Below are 22,243 nucleotides of genomic sequence, written 5' to 3'. Positions count from 1 at the left end.
AACTTACTCTATTTGAAGATATTTTATTCATAGGGTCTTTGTATCATGCCTAAGCTTAACGTTGGTGTTTTGATCAAGCTGTTGATTTGTTTTGCGATTCCCTTGGGCGTGTTATTCATGCCTATCGATTCGATCCCCATAGATGACCTCACCTTGATTCAACACCGCTTGCTGGCGATATTCCTGTTGGCAGCGCTACTGTGGGTACTTGAACCTGTTCCGGTGTTTGCCACTTCTATTTTGATCATCGCACTCGAATTAGTGATGATCTCCGACAAAGGCTTACACTTATTCAGAAATCCCCCCCCGGGACATGATCTTGGTGAGTTAATTAAATACACTGACATTTTTGGCGCATTTTCATCACCGATCATCATACTCTTCATGGGTGGCTTTGCCCTTGCGATCTCCGCATCTAAGTACGAGCTAGACAATAACTTAGCCCGGGTACTGCTCAAGCCATTTGGTACCGAGCCTCGCTTCATCATGTTGGGGTTAATGTTGATCACTGCCGTATTTTCAATGTTCATGTCGAATACCGCAACCACCGTCATGATGCTCGCACTGCTAGGCCCAATCGTCGCGTCAGCCCCCAAAGGAGATATGGGGATTAAAGCATTGGTATTGTGCATTCCAATTGCAGCGAATACCGGTGGTATCGCTACGCCAATTGGCACGCCGCCCAATGCAATTGCACTCCAGTATCTCACAGGTGAAAACAGCATCGACTTCCTTAGCTGGATGATGATGGGCTTACCTTTTGTGATTATCCAACTCACTATTGCTTGGTTCCTTCTGCAAAAACTCTTTCCTTCCAAGCAAAAAAATATGGTACTCAAGCTCGATGGCCAGTTTAAAAAGAGCTGGCGTGCGATTGTCGTTTACGTCACCTTTACTGCGACAATCTTATTGTGGATGACCACTAAACTGCACGGTATGAACACCTATGTGGTCTCTGTCATTCCTCTGGCGGTGTTCACACTGACTGGCATCATGGGCAAAGAAGAACTCAAGTTAATCAACTGGGATGTGCTTTGGTTAGTCGCCGGGGGGATTGCGATTGGTATTGGCTTAGATAAAACCGGGCTCGCCGCGGCATTGGCTCACGCGATTGATTATGAGTCACTATCACCGACAGCTGTGGTGCTGACCCTATCGATTGTATGTTGGTTAATGGCGAACTTCATGTCGAACACCGCCACAGCCAACTTATTGATGCCTATTGCTGCCGCTATTGGTGCCTCGATGGAAAGCTTGGTCGCCATTGGTGGTTTACAAGGCTTGCTCGTGGTTGTTGCCTTCTCCGCATCACTTGGGATGATTCTTCCAGTCTCCACCCCACCTAACTCGCTGGCCTACTCAACTGGGCTTATCGAAAGTAAAGACATGGCGAAGATGGGGATAATCTTAGGCATTATTGGATTGGTCATGGTATATATTGCGCTGTTTATCATCACCTAATCTACGTTAAGTGATTTTGCTATAACTCCCTTAATTGGGTCTTAAACACTATCGTTCTTCAACAACACCTACAAGGGAGAAATAGACCTTGAGACATACCATTAAGTTTAAAATTCAGGTTGCTATTGCGGTGATTATCGCAGTGGTGAGTGGCGCTCAAGCTTGGATATCAGTAAACCAACTCAACAAAGAGACGGAAACTGCGATCAACCAAGAAATGAAAAACATGAGTATGAGTACCACCAATTATATTGCCGATTGGCTCTCAATCCGCAGCGATATGATGGTAGCCAATGAATCGACCGTATCAAGCAATAGCAACTCTGACCGCGAGTTATTACTCACTAAACAAGCCGGGCAATTCCTGTCGGTTTACGCCGGATTCAGTGACGGCACTATCGCTTATGGCGATAAAAGTGAAGATTGGCCAGCAGACTATGATCCACGCACTCGCCCATGGTATAAAGATGCAAGCGCAGCCTCCGGTCTCATCATTACCGAACCTTATCAAGACTTTGACGGCAGCATTGTCATTAGTTTTGCTAAAGCATTCAATGGTGAAAAGCAAGGCGTCCTCGCAGCAGACTTAACCGTAAACAGCGTCATTGACACCGTACTGAACGTAAAACTCGATAACGATGGTTTTGCGTTCTTAGTGGATGGTAACAACAACATTGTGGCGTACAGTGATGAAGAGTTAAGCCAAAAACCATTGACCAGTCTGAATCCAGAGTTAACAACGAGCAAAGTATCACAATTGATCAACAATCAAACGATCACAACTTTAGCTTGGCCTGGTCAAGGGGACAAACTGGTCTACATTGCTAACGTGCCAAATACCGATTGGTCACTCGGTATTGTTATCGATAAGAAAATGGCCTTTTCCACGGTCTCCGATGCGATTCAATTCATCACTCTCATTTCTTTCATTTTGTACATTGTCATTTCAATCGCGAGCACAATGGTCATCAACCGCCTGCTGCACCCATTGCAAACATTGTCTCAAGCACTAACACAGCTTGCTCAAGGCAGAGGCGATCTCACCCAACGTATTGATATCAAGCGTATGGATGAAATTGGCAAACTGGCTGAGCTAGTCAATCAGTTCTTAAGCCAAATGCAGAGCATGCTCAAAGGGGTCATCGATCATAGCCATGATTTAAATAATCATGCAGAAAAAGCCAATCAATTGGCGACTCAATCTTCGATTAGCGTTGAGAATCAACAAAATGATATCAACCAAATTGCGACTGCAATTCATGAAATGTCAGCCACAGCCGCTGAGGTCGCAAGTCATGCCGAATTAACCGCATCGGCTTCTCAGGCGTCGGCTACCGCTTGCAGTGAAGGACAAGAGGTTATTCAACAAAACCGTGATGCGATTACTGGCCTTGCCAAGCAAGTTGAAGACGCGGCCAATGTTATCCGTGAATTAGAGAGCAATGCTCAAAGCATTAATCAGATTTTATCAACGATTCAAGGTATCGCCGAGCAAACCAACCTGTTGGCATTGAATGCAGCGATTGAAGCAGCTCGAGCGGGTGAGCAAGGTCGAGGCTTTGCTGTTGTAGCCGATGAAGTACGCGTGCTCAGCCAAAGAACTCACGGTTCGACGGAAGAAATCCGCGTAATGATTGATACGCTACAAAAGAACACAGGACACGCCGTTGACAGCATGACCACCAGCACTCAGTTGGCAGAGAACAGCGTAGGCTTCGCAGAGCAAGCTCATGACAGCCTGACTAAGATCACCCAAGCGATCACTGAAATCAATGATATGGCACTGCAGATAGCAAGTGCTGCAGAAGAGCAACGCGCGGTAAGCGAAGACATCAGTCGCAATACTCAAGGAATCAAAGATGCTTCAGACGATCTGGCACAACAAGCAGAAAGCAGCCGAAACAGCTCAAATGAAATGAGTGGCGCAGCTGAATCAATGCGCCAAGATGTGGAACGCTTTAAAGTGTAAAGCAAACGCAATCACATCAAGTTAAGCCGAACGGTAAACATTGTTGGTTGTTTTGTTAATAATCGCTTTGTTCTCAGTTCGGTTTGATGCATATTGATGAGCTAACTTATCCCAGACACAAGGATGTTATTACATGGGATTCGAATGGTTGGCTCTCGCAGCGGCCTTTCTTTGGGCCATTGCGAGCCTAATGTCGGTAAAGCCTGCTCAACACTTGGGCTCTTTCGCTTACAGTCGTTGGCGGATGGGTTGTACTGCTGTCATCTTATCAAGCATGGCTTGGTTTACCGGCGGTTGGTCAAGTGTCGAAGCTGGCCTTATCACACCGATGATGCTTTCAGGCCTGATTGGTATCTTTATTGGTGATACCGCCCTATTTGCCTGTTTGAACCGAATGGGCCCACGACAAGCCGGTTTGCTGTTCTCATGCCACGCTGTATTCTCAGCGATTCTCGGCTATTTCCTGTTTAGCGAAAGCATGACATCGGTGGAGCTTATTGGCTCAGCTTTAGTGTTTAGTGGTGTATTAACGGCGATATTCTTTGGTCGTCGTGGACAAGCGAACAACCAACTCGAAACCATTAAAGGCACAGTATGGATTGGCGTTGCCCTCGGAATAACAGCCGCGATATGCCAAGCATTGGGTGGCATTATTGCCAAACCAGTGATGCAAACCAGCATGGACCCCGTCGCGGCTTCAGCCATTCGAATGATCGCCGCCTTTGTGGCTCACTCAGCCTTTCGTTTAACCGGAGCTAAGCTGTCACGCGCGCTCAATCCGATGAATGGTCAAATATTTACGATTACAGCAGTTAATGGATTTCTAGCGATGGCGGTAGGAATGACGCTGATCTTGTATGCACTGCAAGAAGGCAATGTCGGTATGGTCGCGCTACTGTCGTCCACCACCCCCATCATGTTGTTACCAATACTTTGGTTGTACACCAAGCAGAGACCAAATGCCTACGCTTGGATAGGTGCCATTGTTGCCATCGTTGGCACTGGGATTCTGGTCAGTTAGCCAAACAGTAAGTAGGACTAACTGAATAGAGAGCTAAGAGCGTGGGAACGGGAAAGCTGTCACCTCATCGATGTGGTCATAACCTAACGCCAGCATGATCAGACGGTCGATACCTAACGCAACACCCGCACAGTCTGGTAAGCCCGCTTTTAATGCCTCAATCAAGTGATGGTCAATCGGTTGAGGCGATAAGCCCATCTCAATACGTTTGGCATTGTCATCTTCAAAACGCTGTAATTGCTCTTGTGGTTTATCTAGCTCATGGAAGCCGTTTGCCAGTTCGATGCCTTTAAAGTACACCTCAAAGCGGTCAGCCACTCGCGAATCATTCGGGTTAATCTTGGCTAGTGCCGCTTGTGAAGCCGGAAAATCATAAACAAACGCAGGCACTTGTTGCCCTATCTTAGCTTCCACCCCAATACTAAACAGCAGTTGTAGCAAGGTGTCGCGGTCTTGTTCTGGGTCAGCAATGTCGCTGAGCCCAAGTTTTGCTGCGGCTTGCTTTAGCGTAGCCATCGAATCTTCCAGTGGACATACACCCAACACATCAATAAAGGCTTGTTGATATGTCATTCGTTGTGCTTTGCCTGATTTAAGTACCTGCTGCAGCAACAGGTCCATTTCATCCATGAGGTCATGATGATCAAAGCCGACACGATACCACTCCAACATAGTGAACTCAGGGTTGTGATAACGGCCATTCTCTTCATTGCGGAAAGATTTACAAATTTGATAAATACAGCCACTGCCCGCCGCTAATAGACGTTTCATGTGAAATTCAGGACTTGTCATAAAGAACAGCGGTTGACCTTGCGCATAGCCTGGCCCGACAAATTCCGTTTTAAAGGTATGTAGATGCACATCCGTCACCGTCGCGTGACTCATTGCTGGCGTATCCACTTCCATCACGTCGCGTTTTGCGAAAAAAAGACGGATTTGACCAAGGATATCAGCACGTTGCTTTAACTGATTGATGGTTGCGGCAGGTTGCCATGTGGCGTGCATTATTAAGTTCCATATCACTGAATTCTAGGTAAAGAAAATTACCACTTTTCGCCTCTTTTGTAAGCATCTATCTTTATCTTATCAAACAGCACGCTGCTTTCATTAAGCGACAAAATAACGTGCTACAATGCATTTAATCTCTAGCTACATTGATAACAAAAATCATACTCAACAAGCCGTAAACACGCCTCTTTTAGGGAGAGTCGTTATCAACCACTCATTGCCGTGATTGCAGTCACATAACCTATAATTTCTATGACCTCACATGCATTACCCACCTAAAAACCCAAATACATCAACTTTTCAAATACCCTCCTCTCGTACACTGAACTTACCACTTAAGGCTTAGGGGGGATAAACAGTTGATGCTGTTTAAGTACTCTAATACCCATCACAATAAGTAAGTGTTCATAAATAGCGTAGGAAAAACGCTTGAGACCAAGGCGGAAATTTTCGATAAGTAGTGATTCTACAATCAAAATTTCTAACGATGTTATCGAGTGTTTTAACCAGCTAGGATGACCCGTTATTTACGACGATTGGTATCAATAAGCTTTTTAAATATCAAGCGGAATACTCCGCATCACACTGGAGAATAACTGTGAAGACAATTACCACAGATATCGCAGTCATCGGCGCAGGCGGCGCTGGTCTTCGTACAGCTATCGCTGCGGCTGAAGCTAATCCTGAATTGGAAGTAGCCCTGATTTCTAAAGTTTACCCAATGCGTTCACATACGGTAGCGGCAGAGGGCGGTTCAGCAGCAGTAATTAAAGACGAAGATAGCTTAGATAACCACTTCAACGATACGGTTGGCGGTGGCGACTGGCTATGTGAACAGGATGTTGTTGAATACTTTGTTGAAAACTCGACTCGCGAAATGATCCAAATGGAACAATGGGGTTGCCCATGGAGTCGTAAAGAAAACGGTGAAGTAAACGTACGTCGATTCGGCGGTATGAAAGTAGAAAGAACGTGGTTCGCAGCGGATAAAACTGGCTTCCACATGCTTCATACTCTGTTCCAGACTTCGATAAAGTACGACCAAATCAAACGATTTGATGAGTACTTTGTGGTGGATTTGATCGTTGAAGATGGTGAAGTACAAGGCCTTATCGCGATTCATATGTCTGAAGGTGAGCTTGTTACCATCAAAGCGAAATCTGTTGTATTAGCAACCGGTGGCGCAGGTCGTGTTTACCACTGTAATACCAACGGCGGCATCGTCACTGGCGACGGTATGGCAATGGCTTATCGCCACGGTGTGCCACTGCGTGACATGGAATTCGTTCAATACCACCCCACCGGTCTACCGGGCACTGGTATCTTGATGACAGAAGGTTGTCGTGGTGAAGGCGGTATCATCGTCAATAAAAACGGCTACCGTTACCTACAAGATTACGGCATGGGTCCTGAAACACCAGTGGGCGAGCCGAAAAACAAATACATGGAACTGGGTCCACGTGACAAAGTTTCTCAAGCATTCTGGCACGAGCAGCAGAAAGGCAACACCATCAAGCACCCGCTTGGTGATGTCGTACACCTTGACCTTCGCCACCTTGGTGAAGAGTACCTGCAAGAGCGTCTACCGTTTATCTGTGAGCTGGCAAAAGCGTACGTTAACGTAGACCCAGCAAAAGAGCCAATTCCTATTCGTCCAACCGTTCACTACACCATGGGTGGTATTGAAACTAACGGCACTTGTGAGACTCGAATTAAAGGCCTATTCGCCGTTGGTGAATGTGCGTCTGTTGGTCTACACGGTGCAAACCGCCTAGGGTCGAACTCTCTGGCTGAGTTTGTGGTATTTGGTCGCGTGGCCGGCGAACATGCTGTGAAACGTGCCGCTGAATTCAAAGGCTGGAATGAAGAATCTATCGCTAAGCAAGTGAAAGCGGTTGAAGATCGCATCGCAGGTCTACTAAACCAAGAAGGCGATGAGAACTGGGCTGATATCCGCACTGAAATGGGTCACACCATGGAAGCGGGTTGTGGTATCTACCGTCAAGAAGACTTGATGCAAGAAACCATCGACAAAATCACTGAGTTAAAAGCCCGTTACAAGAAGATCAGCATCAAAGACAAAGGTAAAGTGTTCAACACCGACCTACTTTATGCTATCGAAGTCGGCTACGGCCTTGAAGTTGCAGAAGCGATGGTTCACTCAGCGATCCTTCGTAAAGAGTCTCGCGGTGCACACCAACGTCTAGACGACAACTGCACAGAACGTGATGACATAAACTTCCTGAAACACTCTCTATCGTTCTACAACGAAGATGCCGCACCAACCATCGACTACAGCGACGTTAAGATCACGAAATCTCAACCAAAAGCGCGTTTGTACGGTGAAGCCGCAGAGAAAGCCGCTGCCGCTGAAGAAGCTGCAGAAGCAAGCGCTAAGAAAGATGAGAAGAGCGAAGAGGAGCAAGCATAATGTCAGTGAATCGTATCCAAAAAATTGAGATCCTGCGTTATGACCCAGAGCATGATGCAGAACCTCATTTTCAAACCTTTGAAGTTCCGTTTGATGAAACCATGTCGGTACTTGATGCGATCGGTTACATCAAAGATAACCTAGATAAAGACCTGTCTTACCGTTGGTCTTGTCGTATGGCGATTTGTGGTTCTTGTGGCATCATGGTTGATGGCGTGCCAAAACTGGCATGTAAGAGTTTCTTACGAGACTACCCGGATGGCTTCAAAATTGAGCCTCTGGCTAACTTCCCAATCGAAAAAGATTTGATTGTCGACATGACACCGTTCATCGAGCGTCTCGAAGCCATCAAGCCCTACATCATTGGTAACGACCGTAAACCTGAAGATGGCACCAACATTCAGACTCCAGAGCAAATGGCGAAATACAAACAATTCGCTGGCTGCATCAACTGCGGTCTTTGTTACGCGGCCTGTCCTCAGTTTGGTCTAAACCCTGAGTTCATCGGCCCTGCGGCCCTGACTCTGGCTCACCGTTACAACCTAGATAGCCGTGACAACGGTAAAGCTGAACGTATGAAGCTTATCAACGGTGAAAACGGCGCTTGGGGCTGTACGTTCGTTGGTTACTGTTCAGAAGTTTGTCCGAAGAAAGTCGACCCAGCGGCTGCAGTAAACCAAGGCAAAGTTGAGTCTTCAATGGACTTCGTTATCTCGATGTTCAAACCAGACGGCTCTCAAATCAAAAATGCAGAGGAGGCATAAGATGAGCAATCGTAAGCCTTATGTTCGTGAGATGAAGAGAACGTGGTGGAGCAACCACCCGTTCTACCGCTTCTACATGCTACGTGAAGCGACAGTACTGCCTTTGATTCTATTCACTCTGTTCCTAACCTTTGGCTTAGGCGCACTCGTGAAAGGCCCTGAAGCTTGGGCTGGCTGGTTGAGCTTTATGGCTAACCCTATCGTTGTCGCTATTAATATCGTGGCACTGCTCGGCAGCTTAATGCACGCTCAAACCTTCTTCAGTATGATGCCTCAAGTGATGCCAATCCGTCTTAAAGGCAAATTGGTCGATAAGAAGATCATCGTTCTGACCCAGTGGGCCGCGGTGGCTTTTATCTCTCTAATCGTTCTTATTGTGGTGTAAGGAGCTTTCGTTATGAACACAAATTACAAAGTGAAACCTGTTAACCACAGCCCTCAACGCTCAGATGAACCAATCTGGTGGGGCCTATTCGGCGCTGGCGGTACTTGGTTCGCGATGATTACACCAATCACGATTCTCGTACTGGGTATTCTCGTACCAATGGGCATCATTGATGCTGACGCAATGAGCTACGAACGTGTCTCTGAATTTGCCACTAGCGTTATCGGTGCGCTATTCATTATCGGTACACTCGCTCTACCAATGTGGCATGCAATGCACCGTCTTCACCACGGTATGCATGACCTGAAATTCCATGTCGGTGTTGCTGGTAAAGTGATTTGCTACTTCTTTGCAGGCCTTATCAGCGCCTTGTCTGTTATCTTCATCTTTATGATTTAATAGCCGGTTTGGGATTCGAGCAATCGAGTCTTGAAGAGTGTAAAAGCGATAATACTTCAAGCAGAACAGGATAATCTTGTTCTGCTTTTTTGTCCTTTACCCATCCGCGTGTGATTGACTGATAACTGCTCTATCACCTTTTCCACGATCTCCGGATACAAAAAAGGCCGCCTAAGCGACCTTTTTCAGAAACTTGAAGTAAATTACTTCACACGACCAACGTATTCGCCAGTACGCGTATCCACTTTAACCACTTCACCGATAGCGATGAATAGCGGTACGCGAACGACCGCGCCAGTTGCAAGAGTAGCTGGTTTACCACCAGTACCTTGAGTATCACCCTTCAGGCCAGGATCGGTTTCAGTAACTTCGATCTCAACAAAGTTTGGCGGAGTTACAGTGATAGGGTTATCATTCCACAACGTTAGAGTACAAACGTCATTTTCAACTAACCATTTTGCTGAATCTGCGACGGCTTTTACGTCTGCTGCAATTTGCTCAAATGTTTCGTTGTTCATGAAGTGGTAGAATTCGCCATCGTTGTATAGGTAGGCTAGATCAACGTCAACAACATCGGCAAGCTCAAAGCTTTCGCCTGATTTGAATGTTTTCTCTAACACTTTGCCTGACAGCAGTTTACGAAGTTTTACACGGTTAAACGCTTGGCCTTTACCTGGCTTAACGTATTCATTGTCGATAATTGCGCAAGGCTCATTATCTAACATGAACTTTAAACCGCCTTTGAATTCATTGGTGCTTACTGACGCCATGATTTTATCTTCCACATCTTTGAGTTAATTTCAATGCCGCATATCATAACCCGAAAAGTCGAATCTGTTGAGCAAAACTGGCTCAAACAACTATCGAATGCGATCTCTGACCCGACAAAACTGCTTGAGGCATTAGAAATCGACCCAACACCATGGCAAGCTGGCTTCGCTGCCCGTGAGTTATTTGCACTTCGGGTACCTCTTAGCTTCGTTGAGCGAATGGAAAAAGGCAATCCACACGACCCTTTATTGCGCCAGATTTTACCACTCAGTGAAGAGTTTGAGGTTCATCAGGGCTATTCGGCTGATCCATTGGAAGAGCAAGACAATGCCATTCCGGGGCTGCTGCATAAATACAAAAACCGAGCACTGATGATTGTCAAAGGAGGTTGCGCCGTAAACTGTCGCTATTGCTTCCGTCGTCATTTCCCTTACCAAGACAACAAAGGCTCTAAGCCAGTGTGGCAAGCGAGCCTCGACTATGTTGCAGCTCACCCAGAGATCAACGAAGTCATCTTGTCGGGTGGCGATCCACTCATGGCAAAAGACAACGAACTTGAGTGGCTTATCAATGCCATTGAACAGGTTCCGCATGTGCAAACCGTTCGTATCCATAGTCGTTTACCGGTAGTAATCCCCGCTCGAGTAACGGATGAACTGTGCCAGATATTCACCAGAACTCGCCTCAATGTGGTGATGGTAAGCCATATTAATCATGCCAATGAAATCAACCTAGAGCTTAAGCAAGCCTTCTTTAAGTTGAAGCAAAGTGGCACTACCCTCCTCAATCAAGGCGTGATGTTAAAAGGGGTCAATGACAACGCTAACGCATTGAAAAAATTGAGTGAGAAACTATTCGATGCCGGTATATTACCTTACTATATGCATGTGCTTGATAAAGTTCAGGGGGCGGCGCACTTCTATATTTCGGATGAAGAAGCAAAGCATCACTTCAGAGGCTTAATCTCTGAAGTTTCTGGCTACCTAGTACCTAAATTGACCCGCGAGATCGGTGGACGTAGCAGCAAAACACCACTCGATCTAAACATTGAATAGCGGGCAGACTTTAACCATCGACAAAAGATAACTGCCACTCCAACCGGTTGTAAAATAGACCTTCACGACAAAAATTTTTTGTTCGATCGTCTGGTCTATTATTAGCATACTCAGCTCTATTCTAAATGCTTCGGCGGGGTAATATGTCACAATTTATAGAACAAACTCTCAACCTTGCCCCTTTTAGTTGGGCTGGCCTTGCAGTATGTATGCTGTGTGGATCGTTGATTGGAATCGAAAGACAAACTCGTGGTAAACCTGTAGGGATCAGGACATCAATCCTGATCATCAGTGGTACCTATTTCTTTCTCACCATGGCGATTAGCCTATCTCCGAATACGCTCGACCAAGCTCGCGTGCTTGGGCAGATTATTACCGGGGTTGGTTTTCTTGGTGCCGGTGTCATGATGACATTAGATGGAAAGATTCATGGTGTCACGTCAGCGGCCATTATTTGGGTATTAGCCGCCTTAGGAATGATGATTGCGTTAGGACATCTATCTCAGTCAGTAATCATCACACTACTGGCCCTCGTGATATTACTTGGGGTCGACAAAATTGAAAACAGCTTCCAAAGCCTACGTCGTGGCGTCCATCAAAAATGGAAAAGAAAAAGTCGCATGAAACCCTGAAGACAATAACGCCTAAACGTGAAAGTTTAGGCGTTAAGGAACATATCATTCATCAATAGTAAAACGACTCGCGCGACAGAAGTCTATTTAGCGAAGTTTACGATTGGGAAGCATGGGAAGAAACCGTTATCAGCACAGTTGATCAGACCAACTTGCACACCTTCGATTTTGTTGGTTTTATTGAAGAAACCAACTTGAACTGTGGACACTTTTGACAAGTTCGCAGCCCCCACATCAACCATAGTATTGCCTTCTGAGTAGTTGACGAAACTCACGTTCGCACCTTTCACATCATGAGTAACGTTCACCGCACCCAAGTTGACACCAGTCGTTTTTCCAGGGTTCCAGTTAAAGATACCCAAAGAAGCCCCGGTCATATTTTGGTTTACTTTATGCGCTCCAAAAATACCAAGGTTGACACCTGTCGTGTTTTGCGTCTCTGACATACCAACGATAGCAAGATCAACACCTTTAACTTCGTTTACTTGACCGTGAAGCAAGGCGACGCGCACACCGCCAACCGAGTCGGCATTCGGCGCATTAAAACCATTGATCGTTGAAAACATCACTGGTGAAGAAGCAAATGCCGCTGGGGCCATTACCGCTGCAGAAACAGCGAGTACTGAAAGTAGTTTTTTCATTGGGAAGTCTCCACTGACTATTGTTAACTTGATTAATCCATTTCACTCAAGTACTTATTATCCATATCAAACAGTTAGTCATGTTAAATTGATGTCATAACCGTTCTATTTAATATAAGCCGCTAAATCAGAAAGAGCAATATAAAGAGAGAGACACAAAGAGAGGTAAGAGTAGCCATCAACATTTGCCCTTTGACGAAACAACCCAAATTCTCCATCACGCTCATGCCTCGCACTAAGCTATGACGTGATGTGAAACCACTCAAACAAAGCACGTCTGCCATTTCAGAACAGAGGGACAAAGTGTCTAGACACCTTATTTCCCTAAAACAAAAAACGGAGACCAAAGTCTCCGTTTTCTAAAGCTTATGTAGGGTTTTCTCTGTTACAAGAAAAGGGGTGATTTTTACATCATACCGCCCATACCACCCATACCGCCCATGCCACCCATATCAGGCATTGCAGCAGACGCATCTTGAGGCTTGTCTGTGATCATCGCTTCTGTCGTGATCATAAGACCCGCAACGGATGCAGCGAACTGAAGTGCAGAACGAGTTACCTTAGTTGGATCCAGGATACCCATAGCAATCATGTCGCCGTATTCACCAGTAGCCGCGTTGTAACCGTAGTTACCTTCGCCAGCTCGAACATTGTTCGCAACCACTGATTCTTCATCACCTGCGTTCTTAGTGATTTGACGAATCGGTGCTTCCATTGCGCGTAGTGCAACACGGATACCTACGTTTTGCTCTTCGTTGTCGCCTTCAAGGCCTGCAACTTTAGAGGCTGCACGGATAAGGGCAACGCCACCACCAGCAACCACACCTTCCTCAACTGCAGCGCGAGTGGCGTGAAGTGCATCTTCAACGCGGTCTTTCTTCTCTTTCATTTCAACTTCAGTCGCAGCGCCCACTTTGATAACGGCAACACCGCCAGCTAGTTTCGCTACGCGCTCTTGAAGCTTCTCTTTGTCGTAGTCAGACGTTGCATCTTCGATTTGTTGACGGATTTGAGCAACACGACCTTGGATCATTGTCTCTTCACCCGCACCATCGATGATGGTTGAGTTTTCTTTAGTGATAGTAATACGCTTAGCTTGACCTAGGTCTTCTAGCGTTACTTTCTCAAGGTCTAGGCCGATCTCTTCAGAGATCACCGTACCGCCCGTTAGGATAGCGATATCTTGCAGCATGGCTTTACGACGGTCACCGAAACCAGGCGCTTTAACCGCCGCCACTTTGACGATGCCACGCATGTTGTTCACAACAAGAGTTGCTAGTGCTTCGCCTTCGACATCTTCAGCGATGATTAGAAGTGGACGAGATGCCTTAGCAACCGCTTCTAGAGTCGGAAGAAGTTCACGGATGTTCGACACTTTCTTGTCGATAAGAAGGATAAACGGGCTTTCTAGATCAACAGAACCTGCTTCTTGGTTGTTGATGAAGTAAGGAGATAGGTAACCGCGGTCGAACTGCATACCTTCTACTACGTCTAGCTCGTCTTGCAGAGCCTGACCTTCTTCAACGGTGATAACGCCATCACGACCTACTTTTTCCATCGCTTCAGCAATGATGTTACCGACTGTCGCATCAGAGTTTGCAGAGATAGTACCGACTTGCGCGATAGCTTTGGTGTCTGCACATGGCACAGAAAGGCCTTTTAACTCTTCAACCGCTGCGATAACCGCTTTGTCGATGCCGCGCTTAAGATCCATTGGGTTCATGCCAGCTGCTACCGCTTTCAGGCCTTCAGTGATAATGGCTTGAGCAAGAACTGTTGCTGTCGTTGTACCGTCGCCCGCCGCGTCATTCGCTTGCGAAGCCACTTCTTTCACCATTTGCGCGCCCATGTTTTGGAACTTGTCTTCCAGTTCGATTTCACGTGCAACTGAAACACCATCTTTAGTGATCGTCGGTGCGCCAAATGATTTGTCTAGAACAACGTTACGGCCTTTAGGGCCGAGTGTTACTTTTACTGCGTCAGCCAGAACGTTTACACCTTCTAGCATTTTAATACGTGCGTCATTACCAAATTTAACGTCTTTAGCAGCCATCTTTATTTCCTTTAAATTCTTGTTTGTTGTTGGCTTTCATCTTCATCATTATCTGTTTCAGATTCCCTATCTCGCTCTTACCTCGCTGTAGGGAATGACGTTTAGGTTCTATCAAAAGTGAAAGCTATCTGACTATGGTCGGAGTGTAGATTACTCAACGATCGCCATGATGTCGTTTTCAGACATGATCAGAACTTCTTTGCCGTCAATTTTTTCAGTTTTCGTGCCGTAACCTTCTGCAAAGATAACGGTATCACCAACTTTTACGTCCAACGGTTGCACTGAACCGTTTTCTAGAATGCGGCCTTTGCCAACAGCTAGAATGATACCGCGAGTCGATTTTTCTGCGGCAGAACCCGTTAAAACGATGCCACCAGCAGATTTAGATTCAACTTCTTGGCGCTCAACGATAACTCGGTCATGTAGAGGACGGATATTCATCGGTCTTATCTCCTGATAATTTAAATTTTGATAGTTGCCACGATCAGTGTGGGTCAAACAATATGTTGGGGCGATGTGAAAGATCCCAAGGGGAGAAAGGGGAAAATTGTGAGGAAACTCAAACAACAAAGGGTATAAAAAGGAAAACGGCCAGTGAGTAACACTGGCCGCTTGAAACTTAATCTTCTTTTCTAAACGCAAAGCGTATCAAGACAATGGCAACACCCAACATGCCACCTAACAATGTGCCAAGAACGACAATCAAAGCGCGTTTAGGTTTATCTCGATTGATAGGTTGCTCCACATCGCTTAGATAACGAAACGGTTGAAATTCAACAGTACGATCAATTTTAAGGCTATTCAACATCTCTAATTTTGCATTTATTTGTTGAAGGCGAGGCTCAATCACAGTTAAATTTTCAATTGATTTTAACGTTTTAACTTTCTCCTGTAAGCCTCTTGATCCTAAGTCAATACCAAATAGTTCCTTGTGATTCCCCGTATAAATAGGTTTATCTATACCAGCAGCTTGTGCAATACGCATCGCATATTGGGATCGCTCAGTTTCATTTAATAACTGATGTCTTGCCTGAATTTCTAAAATTTTCTTTTGTTGCATCAATTCGTTGCGTTTACTATCAACCATAACTCGCAAATTATTGAACGTATCTTGATGAACCTTTGCCTCAATTGCCGATATATAAGCCGTTAACCAATTGAAGCTGCTTTCCTTAGTCATTGTTTGAAAATTAAGAGTATATGGTGTGTTACTATCCTTTTTATCAACTTTAGAAGCAGAAATTCGACTAAACCATTGAGCATATAAAGCTCTAACATCAGCAGTCATATCCGAACCAACAACACTAGAGTTTTTAAGCTTTTGGAACTCACTATTACTATCGAAGAAATCCCTCTTACTATTCGTTGAATCAAAAGCACTCACAAAGTCTTGAAACATCACTTCAGGAGCAATCAAGTGATCTAGCTCTTGGTTGACAAGGACCGTCCCGTCTTCTTGATAAGTATTAAAAACAGGTTGAAACTGCTTCACTTGCTGCTGAAACACTGCGAAGTTCTGAGGTTGTGGCGCTGTGATTTTAGCACTGGAAGACCACCACTCTTGAGCTGACAGCGCGTAACCAACACTACTCGCTGCGAATAAAGCGGTCACCAAAATAATTATGAGTTTACCGTCCCACAATGCTTTAAAAAGTTCTCGCAGATCAATTTCATCATTTGAGCTATACATAGGCGGATTTTCTGGGGTGTACGGTTGTGGTTGGCTCTGCGGTTTCACTTTAAATCTCTCAAAACATAAATTAATAACGGCAGAATGCTATCACACCGTATGCTGTTAGTATTGTGTGACTTGTAAACTTTATGAAAGCAATCTTCAGACTACTCACAATTCACGGTATCCTAACCACATTCTAGTTCAATCGGCGTTTTACATGCAAGATAAGCACGGGCTATTAACGGCCCCCATTGAGAGTACACTGCGTACTATGTCCATACCGACCATATTCGGTATGGTGGCGATCTTGATGTTCAACCTTGTCGATACCTTCTTTATCTCATTGCTTGGTACCCAAGCGCTTGCGGCGGTGAGTTTTACCTTCCCCATCACCTTCGCTATCAACTGTATTACTATGGGCATTGGGATCGGACTTTCTACGTGCATTGGTCGCCTGTTAGGACAAGGTTGTGCCCATAATGCGGCAAGATTTACCTGCCATGGATTATTACTCGCGATACTTCTGGTCTGTTGCGCTTCCGCCATTGGCATTGTCTCGCTCGAACCTTTGTTTACTTTATTGGGGGCAGAGTCTGATTTACTGCCTCTGATTTCAGACTACATGCTGCTCTGGTATGCCACCATTCCTTTATTGGTCATCCCAATGGCAGGCAACAGTGCCATTCGCGCCAGTGGCGATACCAAAACACCCGCTAAAATTATGATGCTGGCAGGGCTAATCAACGGCATTCTCGACCCTCTGCTCATTTTTGGATATGGCCCATTCCCTGAATTAGGGATTCAAGGTGCTGCAATTGCCAGTGGGTTTAGTTGGTTTGGTGCTCTGTGCTGTTCGCTGTATATCTTGATTAAACGAGAGAAACTTCTGGCTTTACCCAATGTCAAAAGCATCCTTGGCGACTGGCACCAAATACTGACTATCGGCACCCCTGCGGCACTCTCAAATGCCCTTAATCCATTGGCGGGGGCTATTATTATGATGATGCTTGCCAAACAAGGGACCGAAGCCGTGGCCGCTTATGGCGCTGCCCAGCGGATTGAATCCATTCTTATCATTGTGCTAATGTCTCTGACTTCGGCTCTTACCCCTTTTATGGCGCAAAACTTTGGTGCCAACAACCCTCAACGCAGCTTTAAGGCACTGTTTCTCAGTATGCGTTTTGCCGTGCTGTTCCAAGGTTTGATTTTCTTAATGATGGTGCCGCTAAGCACTCCTTTGTCCGCCCTGTTTTCTCAAGAAGAATCCGTACGAGGCATTTTGTGGCATTACCTATTAGTCGTTCCGTTTAGCTATGGGTTCCAAGGTATTGTGATGATGCTGATCAGTGGGATGAATGCCATGCATCAACCACTGAAAGCCTTTCAATGGAGCTTTATGCGTTTGTTTGTCTTTGCCTTGCCCTTTGCGTGGATAGGCAGCCAAATCAATGGCGTCGAAGGACTATTTATAGGCTTAGCCTTGGGGAACATTGTCGGCGGTGTTTCAGGGTATTGCTTTGCACTTCGCGTGAGGGCTAAAACAATATGAGTAGCTAGGAACAGCTTCCAGAAATTTTTGGCATTCAAGTTTGGAATAACTTGATATGTCACCACACCCCGTACCGGATCTTAAACTCTATTTTTTATCACTAGAATACGCGTAGTTATAGTAACCGTAGCCATACGAGCTTGATGCTTTTTTCTCGATGGCGTTGAAGATAACTCCTTTCACTTCGATACCCGATTGTTCGAAACGATTACGAGCAACGTCGATCTCTTTTACGGTGTTTTGGCCGTAACGCGCCACCATTAATGTGGTGCCAGCGAAGGCACCAACAATGCTTGGGTCGGTTACCGCCAGTATTGGTGGGGTATCGATAATCACCAGGTCATACTCTTTTGATGACCATTCCATTAACTCTGCAAAGCGCGGGTGCATCAGCAGCTCAGATGGGTTTGGTGGTACTTGGCCGCGGGTAATGATTTCTAGGTTTTCAACTGGGGTCGACTTCACTGACTGAGCGAATTCTGCCTTGCTACTTAACAGATCCGAAAGACCGTTGTCCCAGTTCACACCGAAACTTTGCTGTAGGTAACCTTTACGCATATCGGCATCAATCAACAGCACTTTTTGACCTGTTTTAGCGGCTACTGCGGCAAAGTTGGTCGAGATGAATGATTTACCAATGCCCGGCGCAGGGCCTGAAATCATCAGGATGTTATTTTTCGCTTCCAGCATCGCAAAATGCAAGCTGGTACGCAGGCCACGCAGCGCTTCAACCGAAAGGTCCGCAGGGTTAGATTCGGCAAGCAGTGCTTGAGTATCCTTAGTCTTCTGTTTCTTCGATTTAAAGCGATTAGTTAGCTTAATTTGTAAATCAGATTTAGGTACCGCTGCATAAACAGGAAGGCCAATTTGTTCAATTTGATCTGGGCTTTCCACACCGCGGTGGAACGCCGCTTTCACTAACACAAACGCCACACTTAACATGCCCCCCAATAGTGTCGCCAATACAACAATTAGCGGCTTCTTAGGTCTAACGGCGCCAGCATACACTTGGGCATCATCTAAGATACGAACGTTACCGACCGTACTGGCTTTGATAATGCTGAGCTCTTGAACCTTGTTTAATAACTGGATGTATATTTGTTGGCTTACTTCAACATCACGTTTCATACGCAGTACTTCACGTTGTGTTTTTGGCAGCTTCTGTACTTGCTTGTTTAGGCGTTCTCGCTCATCCAATAACGTTTTGCGTTTATCAATCAGTGATTTATACGCTGGGTGATCTTTAGTAAAACGCTGGCTGATATCACTCTCTTTAAACGTCAATTCATTCAACTGCGCTTCAAGCTCTACCATTGTCTTTAGGGTAGATTGTGCTTCTAAGCCCAAATCGATCGATTCATTCTTTTGGCGGTAATTGTTTAGTACGTCTTCATAGCCGGTTAACTCAGCTTTAATACTCGGAAGATGACTATTTAAGAAAGAGAGGCTCTTCTCAGCTTCTGCTGAGTTACGCTTCACGTTTTGTAAGAAATAGATCCGGCTAATGTGATTAAGGATTTCAGAGATCTGCTGTTTGTTTTCACCTTCAAAGCTTAAATTCAAAATGCCTGTTTGCCTACCTTGCTCAGATAGAGACAAAGAAGATTTTAACCATTCAATGGCTTCTAATCGGCTGCGTTTGCCAATGGTAAATTCAAAGCCATTATATGATTCAAAGCCAGCAACAAACAAGCTGTAGCCGTCGGCTGCCGCGAGTTCACCCACTTTCCCCTTCAAGATAACGCGTTCATCGTCACGCACGAGCTGATAAGTGCCTTTTTCAGCATCAAGAATTTGAATCGTGTGCCTATAACCGCTTGCATGGCTTGGCAAGGTAAAGCGATTCACTGTGATGTGGTTGATATCGCCAGTTAAGCGAGCAAAACCTTTACCAACAATAGGTACATAATTAGGCGATATCACAGTAGTGAGGTTAAACTTATCAACCGTTTCACCCAAGATCATACGAGATTTGATGATCTCAATTTCCGTCGTCGCAGAAGATTCTTGAGAGAACAACTCGCCCATGTCACCAACCATCGATGAAATGCCACCAGAGCTCTTCTCTTCAATCTGAATCAATGCATCGGCTTTGTATATTGGTGTTGAAAGCAGAGCAAACGCAATACCAAACACAGCAAAAGCGAATGTGGTCAGTATGATTAACCATTTAGCGTCCAGCAGAATGCCAAGCAGTATTCCTAAATCTATCTCATCAGAGTTATCTGTGTGTGATTGCTGATATGGTTGTGTTGTCATCAGATTGCGACTTCCTAAACTAATATTTGAAGGTAAATAACGTACGACTTACGCCCCTTTACCCTTAAGTAATTCTATCGATGTGCAGTGCATAACTTAGCGACAGTATATCAAAACTAAATTACAGTTTTTTCGCCCAAGCTTGTGCACTTTCGTCAATCAACTTATAAGCATGCTCAAATGCTTCACGGCTTTGACGATACGGATCGGGAATGTCTTTCTGACCAATCCACTGACCAAATAGCATAGTTTTACCACGCGCTTCCGGTGATATTTGAGTAAGCGCTTCTAAATGGCCCTTTTCCATCACCAATATTAAATCATACTGAGCACAAAGCTGCGGTGTGACTTGTTGAGACTGATGATTTTCAACATCGACACCATTTTCAGAGGCAATCAACGTCGCCGTTTCATCTGCGGGTTTACCAATTAAACGACTTTTTTCGGCAGCAATACCTGCGGAGGCCACTTCTTTATTGGGAAGCAATTTTTGAAGAACACGTTCTCCAGTCGGTGAGCGGCAAATATTACCGACGCACACCACCAAAATTTTATTAAACATAATTCACTTAATAACGTTAGTTGTTTCGTAAACCGAGCGTATTTATAAACCTGGCACCATTATAAATATGAAAAATCAGGTTGCACGCAAACATGCAACCTGATTATCAAACTGGGCTTGTTACCAATTACGAACGCGCAACATACCTTCTGTTAGATTGTTAAATCCATTGATGGTTGGAAGCAACTGGCCAATAACACGGTTCCAGCGACTGATTGGCGCTGCCGTTACATAAACAATGTCGTAAGGCTTTAAATCAAACTCGGTGCCAATCACCAAGGCTGAAGCATCTTCGATATTCAGTTGGTAGATGTCCGCCATCCGTTCTGATTTATCATCTGAAGTTCGGATTACAAACACACCCGTTGCATCGGCAGTGAGCTCATTGATACCACCAACATTACTCAATGCTTCTGTCAGGCTCATTCCTACGCGATCAATCTTCAATACCTTAGGTTCTTTCACTTCACCCATCACGAAGACTTTCTGGTTATCGTTACGAGGCACGTGAACAATATCACCCGCTTGCAGTAAGCGGTTTTGCGTTAGGTCACCACGTTGCATTAAACCATAAAGCGAAAGGTTTTCTTCCACGCCATTACGGGTTACTGAAACATGACGCCAATCAGCATCTTCAGATAAACCACCCGAACGGTTCACGGCATCCAGTAATGTTAATGGGATATTAGTGATTGGCTGCTGGCCAGGTTTAGAGACTTCACCCGTAATATAGACTTTCTTAGAGCGGAAAGCCGCTACGTTAACATCAACTTGAGGGCTTTCGATGTATTTAGCTAAACGATTTTCAATATCAGTACGCACTTCGCGAACAGTTTTTCCGGCTACTTCGACGGTACCAATGTACGGATAGAAGATAGTACCATCGGCATGAACCCAGTTACCCGCTTCTGTGCTACTACGGTAAGAGCCTGCCGGTATCGTCAACTCAGGGTGATCCCAAATGGTAATATTCAAGATATCACCAACACCCACTTGATATTCATATTTGGCAATATCAACATCAAGTTCCGGGTTTGCTTGTGCAACCGATAAAGTTTCATTTCGATAGCTAGATACAGACTGAGCCGTGAGTGGGTAAAGATTGACCACATCAGAAATATCAGATTCTTGCTGTTCCCCTGAAGGCTGAATCACATTCTTGTTGCCAGTAGAAAGGTGAGTTCCTGGAGTCGCGCACCCTGTAAGCAGTGCTGGAAGTAGCGCCAAAAGGAGACGATATTTATTAGTCTTCATGTTAACCAAGTCATAGAAACGGAATGTGTCGTGATATCCCAAAGGACACCCAAAGAAGTTTGAACAAATAATCTTATCAGCTATGCAGTATTTAAGAGAGTTAAGGAGATCTATTACCGTGATCTCGCTTCCATCCTAATATCAAAGATAGGAACGCTACCGCCCACTGATATTCCACGATACCATACCGCGTAGTTAATTTATTTCTATCAATATAAAATATGAATAGGCGTGTTTCATCCAAAACCCAAAACGTAGCAAAAATTTTGCTTGTATATGGTTAGTTTCATTCGTAGGCATTATCCACAAACTGTGATTATTTTTCAACCTGCTGAATGGTTTAGGAGCAGATGC

Annotated in this window: 19 protein-coding genes; 10 read left to right on the top strand and 9 right to left on the bottom strand. The window is 45.2% G+C overall.

Translation table 11 applies throughout. The features are described from left to right. Positions 1 to 45 precede the first annotated feature (45 nt). The 3 genes from OCU36_RS01210 (at position 46) to OCU36_RS01200 (ending at position 4,451) form a co-directional block, all read left to right on the top strand. A complete protein-coding gene (locus OCU36_RS01210; protein ID WP_261838695.1) occupies positions 46 to 1,461 on the top strand; it encodes an SLC13 family permease in 1,416 nt (471 codons plus the stop codon). 88 nt (positions 1,462 to 1,549) lie between these two features. Next, positions 1,550 to 3,430, top strand: a complete 1,881-nt coding sequence (locus OCU36_RS01205; RefSeq protein WP_261838694.1) for a methyl-accepting chemotaxis protein — start codon at positions 1,550 to 1,552, stop codon at positions 3,428 to 3,430. Between the two features lie 133 nt (positions 3,431 to 3,563). Beyond that, positions 3,564 to 4,451 (top strand): DMT family transporter, encoded by an 888-nt coding sequence (locus tag OCU36_RS01200; protein ID WP_261838693.1) that lies wholly within the window; start codon positions 3,564 to 3,566, stop codon positions 4,449 to 4,451. Positions 4,452 to 4,484: 33 nt separating this feature from the next. On the opposite strand, the gene epmA is transcribed toward OCU36_RS01200, so the two are convergent. Then, positions 4,485 to 5,456: an elongation factor P--(R)-beta-lysine ligase gene (epmA, locus tag OCU36_RS01195; RefSeq protein WP_261838692.1), complete on the bottom strand. Its 972-nt coding sequence runs from the start codon at positions 5,454 to 5,456 to the stop codon at positions 4,485 to 4,487. Positions 5,457 to 6,057: 601 nt separating this feature from the next. Here epmA and frdA point away from each other — a divergent pair. From frdA to frdD, 4 genes are read left to right on the top strand one after another with little or no spacing between them, the layout of a single operon-like run. Then, entirely contained in the window at positions 6,058 to 7,890 is a 1,833-nt protein-coding gene (frdA, locus tag OCU36_RS01190) for a fumarate reductase (quinol) flavoprotein subunit (protein ID WP_261838691.1), read from the top strand. After that, positions 7,890 to 8,654, top strand: coding sequence for a succinate dehydrogenase/fumarate reductase iron-sulfur subunit (locus OCU36_RS01185; protein ID WP_261838690.1), 765 nt, complete (start codon positions 7,890 to 7,892; stop codon positions 8,652 to 8,654). The genes frdA and OCU36_RS01185 overlap by 1 nt, the downstream gene beginning before the upstream one ends. A gap of 1 nt (position 8,655) precedes the next feature. Then, positions 8,656 to 9,039, top strand: coding sequence for a fumarate reductase subunit FrdC (gene frdC / locus OCU36_RS01180; protein ID WP_261838689.1), 384 nt, complete (start codon positions 8,656 to 8,658; stop codon positions 9,037 to 9,039). Between the two features lie 12 nt (positions 9,040 to 9,051). After that, the gene (gene frdD / locus OCU36_RS01175; protein ID WP_261838688.1) at positions 9,052 to 9,438 is read left to right on the top strand and encodes a fumarate reductase subunit FrdD; all 387 of its coding nucleotides are present in this window, start codon (positions 9,052 to 9,054) and stop codon (positions 9,436 to 9,438) included. Positions 9,439 to 9,641: 203 nt separating this feature from the next. Here the strand turns inward: frdD and efp are convergent, their stop codons facing one another. After that, on the bottom strand, positions 9,642 to 10,208 hold the full coding sequence (gene efp, locus OCU36_RS01170; RefSeq protein WP_261838687.1) for an elongation factor P: 567 nt from the start codon (positions 10,206 to 10,208) through the stop codon (positions 9,642 to 9,644). Between the two features lie 33 nt (positions 10,209 to 10,241). On the opposite strand from efp, the gene epmB reads away from it, so the two are divergent. Both epmB and OCU36_RS01160 read left to right on the top strand, forming a co-directional pair. Further along, positions 10,242 to 11,264, top strand: coding sequence for an EF-P beta-lysylation protein EpmB (epmB, locus tag OCU36_RS01165; RefSeq protein WP_261838686.1), 1,023 nt, complete (start codon positions 10,242 to 10,244; stop codon positions 11,262 to 11,264). 143 nt (positions 11,265 to 11,407) lie between these two features. Next, complete coding sequence (locus tag OCU36_RS01160; RefSeq protein WP_261838685.1) at positions 11,408 to 11,896, top strand: MgtC/SapB family protein; 489 nt, start codon at positions 11,408 to 11,410, stop codon at positions 11,894 to 11,896. 83 nt (positions 11,897 to 11,979) lie between these two features. Here OCU36_RS01160 and OCU36_RS01155 read toward each other — a convergent pair whose 3' ends face one another. The 4 genes from OCU36_RS01155 to OCU36_RS01140 all read right to left on the bottom strand — a co-directional run bounded on the left by OCU36_RS01155 (position 11,980) and on the right by OCU36_RS01140 (position 16,328). Next, complete coding sequence (locus tag OCU36_RS01155) at positions 11,980 to 12,537, bottom strand: VC2662 family protein (RefSeq protein WP_261838684.1); 558 nt, start codon at positions 12,535 to 12,537, stop codon at positions 11,980 to 11,982. Positions 12,538 to 12,943: 406 nt separating this feature from the next. Beyond that, complete coding sequence (gene groL / locus OCU36_RS01150; RefSeq protein WP_261838683.1) at positions 12,944 to 14,590, bottom strand: chaperonin GroEL; 1,647 nt, start codon at positions 14,588 to 14,590, stop codon at positions 12,944 to 12,946. 150 nt (positions 14,591 to 14,740) lie between these two features. Next, entirely contained in the window at positions 14,741 to 15,031 is a 291-nt protein-coding gene (locus OCU36_RS01145; protein WP_010433998.1) for a co-chaperone GroES, read from the bottom strand. Between the two features lie 178 nt (positions 15,032 to 15,209). Continuing rightward, the gene (locus tag OCU36_RS01140) at positions 15,210 to 16,328 is read right to left on the bottom strand and encodes an LPS O-antigen chain length determinant protein WzzB (protein WP_261838682.1); all 1,119 of its coding nucleotides are present in this window, start codon (positions 16,326 to 16,328) and stop codon (positions 15,210 to 15,212) included. A gap of 154 nt (positions 16,329 to 16,482) precedes the next feature. Between OCU36_RS01140 and OCU36_RS01135 the strand changes: the two genes are divergently transcribed. Further along, entirely contained in the window at positions 16,483 to 17,814 is a 1,332-nt protein-coding gene (locus tag OCU36_RS01135) for an MATE family efflux transporter (protein WP_261838681.1), read from the top strand. Positions 17,815 to 17,901: 87 nt separating this feature from the next. On the opposite strand, the gene OCU36_RS01130 is transcribed toward OCU36_RS01135, so the two are convergent. From OCU36_RS01130 to OCU36_RS01120, 3 genes are all read right to left on the bottom strand, one after another. After that, positions 17,902 to 20,073, bottom strand: coding sequence for a polysaccharide biosynthesis tyrosine autokinase (locus tag OCU36_RS01130; protein ID WP_261838680.1), 2,172 nt, complete (start codon positions 20,071 to 20,073; stop codon positions 17,902 to 17,904). Positions 20,074 to 20,194: 121 nt separating this feature from the next. Further along, positions 20,195 to 20,635: a low molecular weight protein-tyrosine-phosphatase gene (locus OCU36_RS01125; protein ID WP_261838679.1), complete on the bottom strand. Its 441-nt coding sequence runs from the start codon at positions 20,633 to 20,635 to the stop codon at positions 20,195 to 20,197. A gap of 120 nt (positions 20,636 to 20,755) precedes the next feature. Then, entirely contained in the window at positions 20,756 to 21,889 is a 1,134-nt protein-coding gene (locus OCU36_RS01120; protein WP_261838678.1) for a polysaccharide export protein, read from the bottom strand. Positions 21,890 to 22,243: the final 354 nt, after the last annotated feature.

The organism is Vibrio artabrorum, from assembly GCF_024347295.1.
Taxonomy (GTDB): Bacteria; Pseudomonadota; Gammaproteobacteria; order Enterobacterales; family Vibrionaceae; genus Vibrio; species Vibrio artabrorum.
The sequence above is the reverse complement of the archived record's forward strand: the minus strand, read 5'-3'. Positions and strand labels throughout refer to the sequence as shown.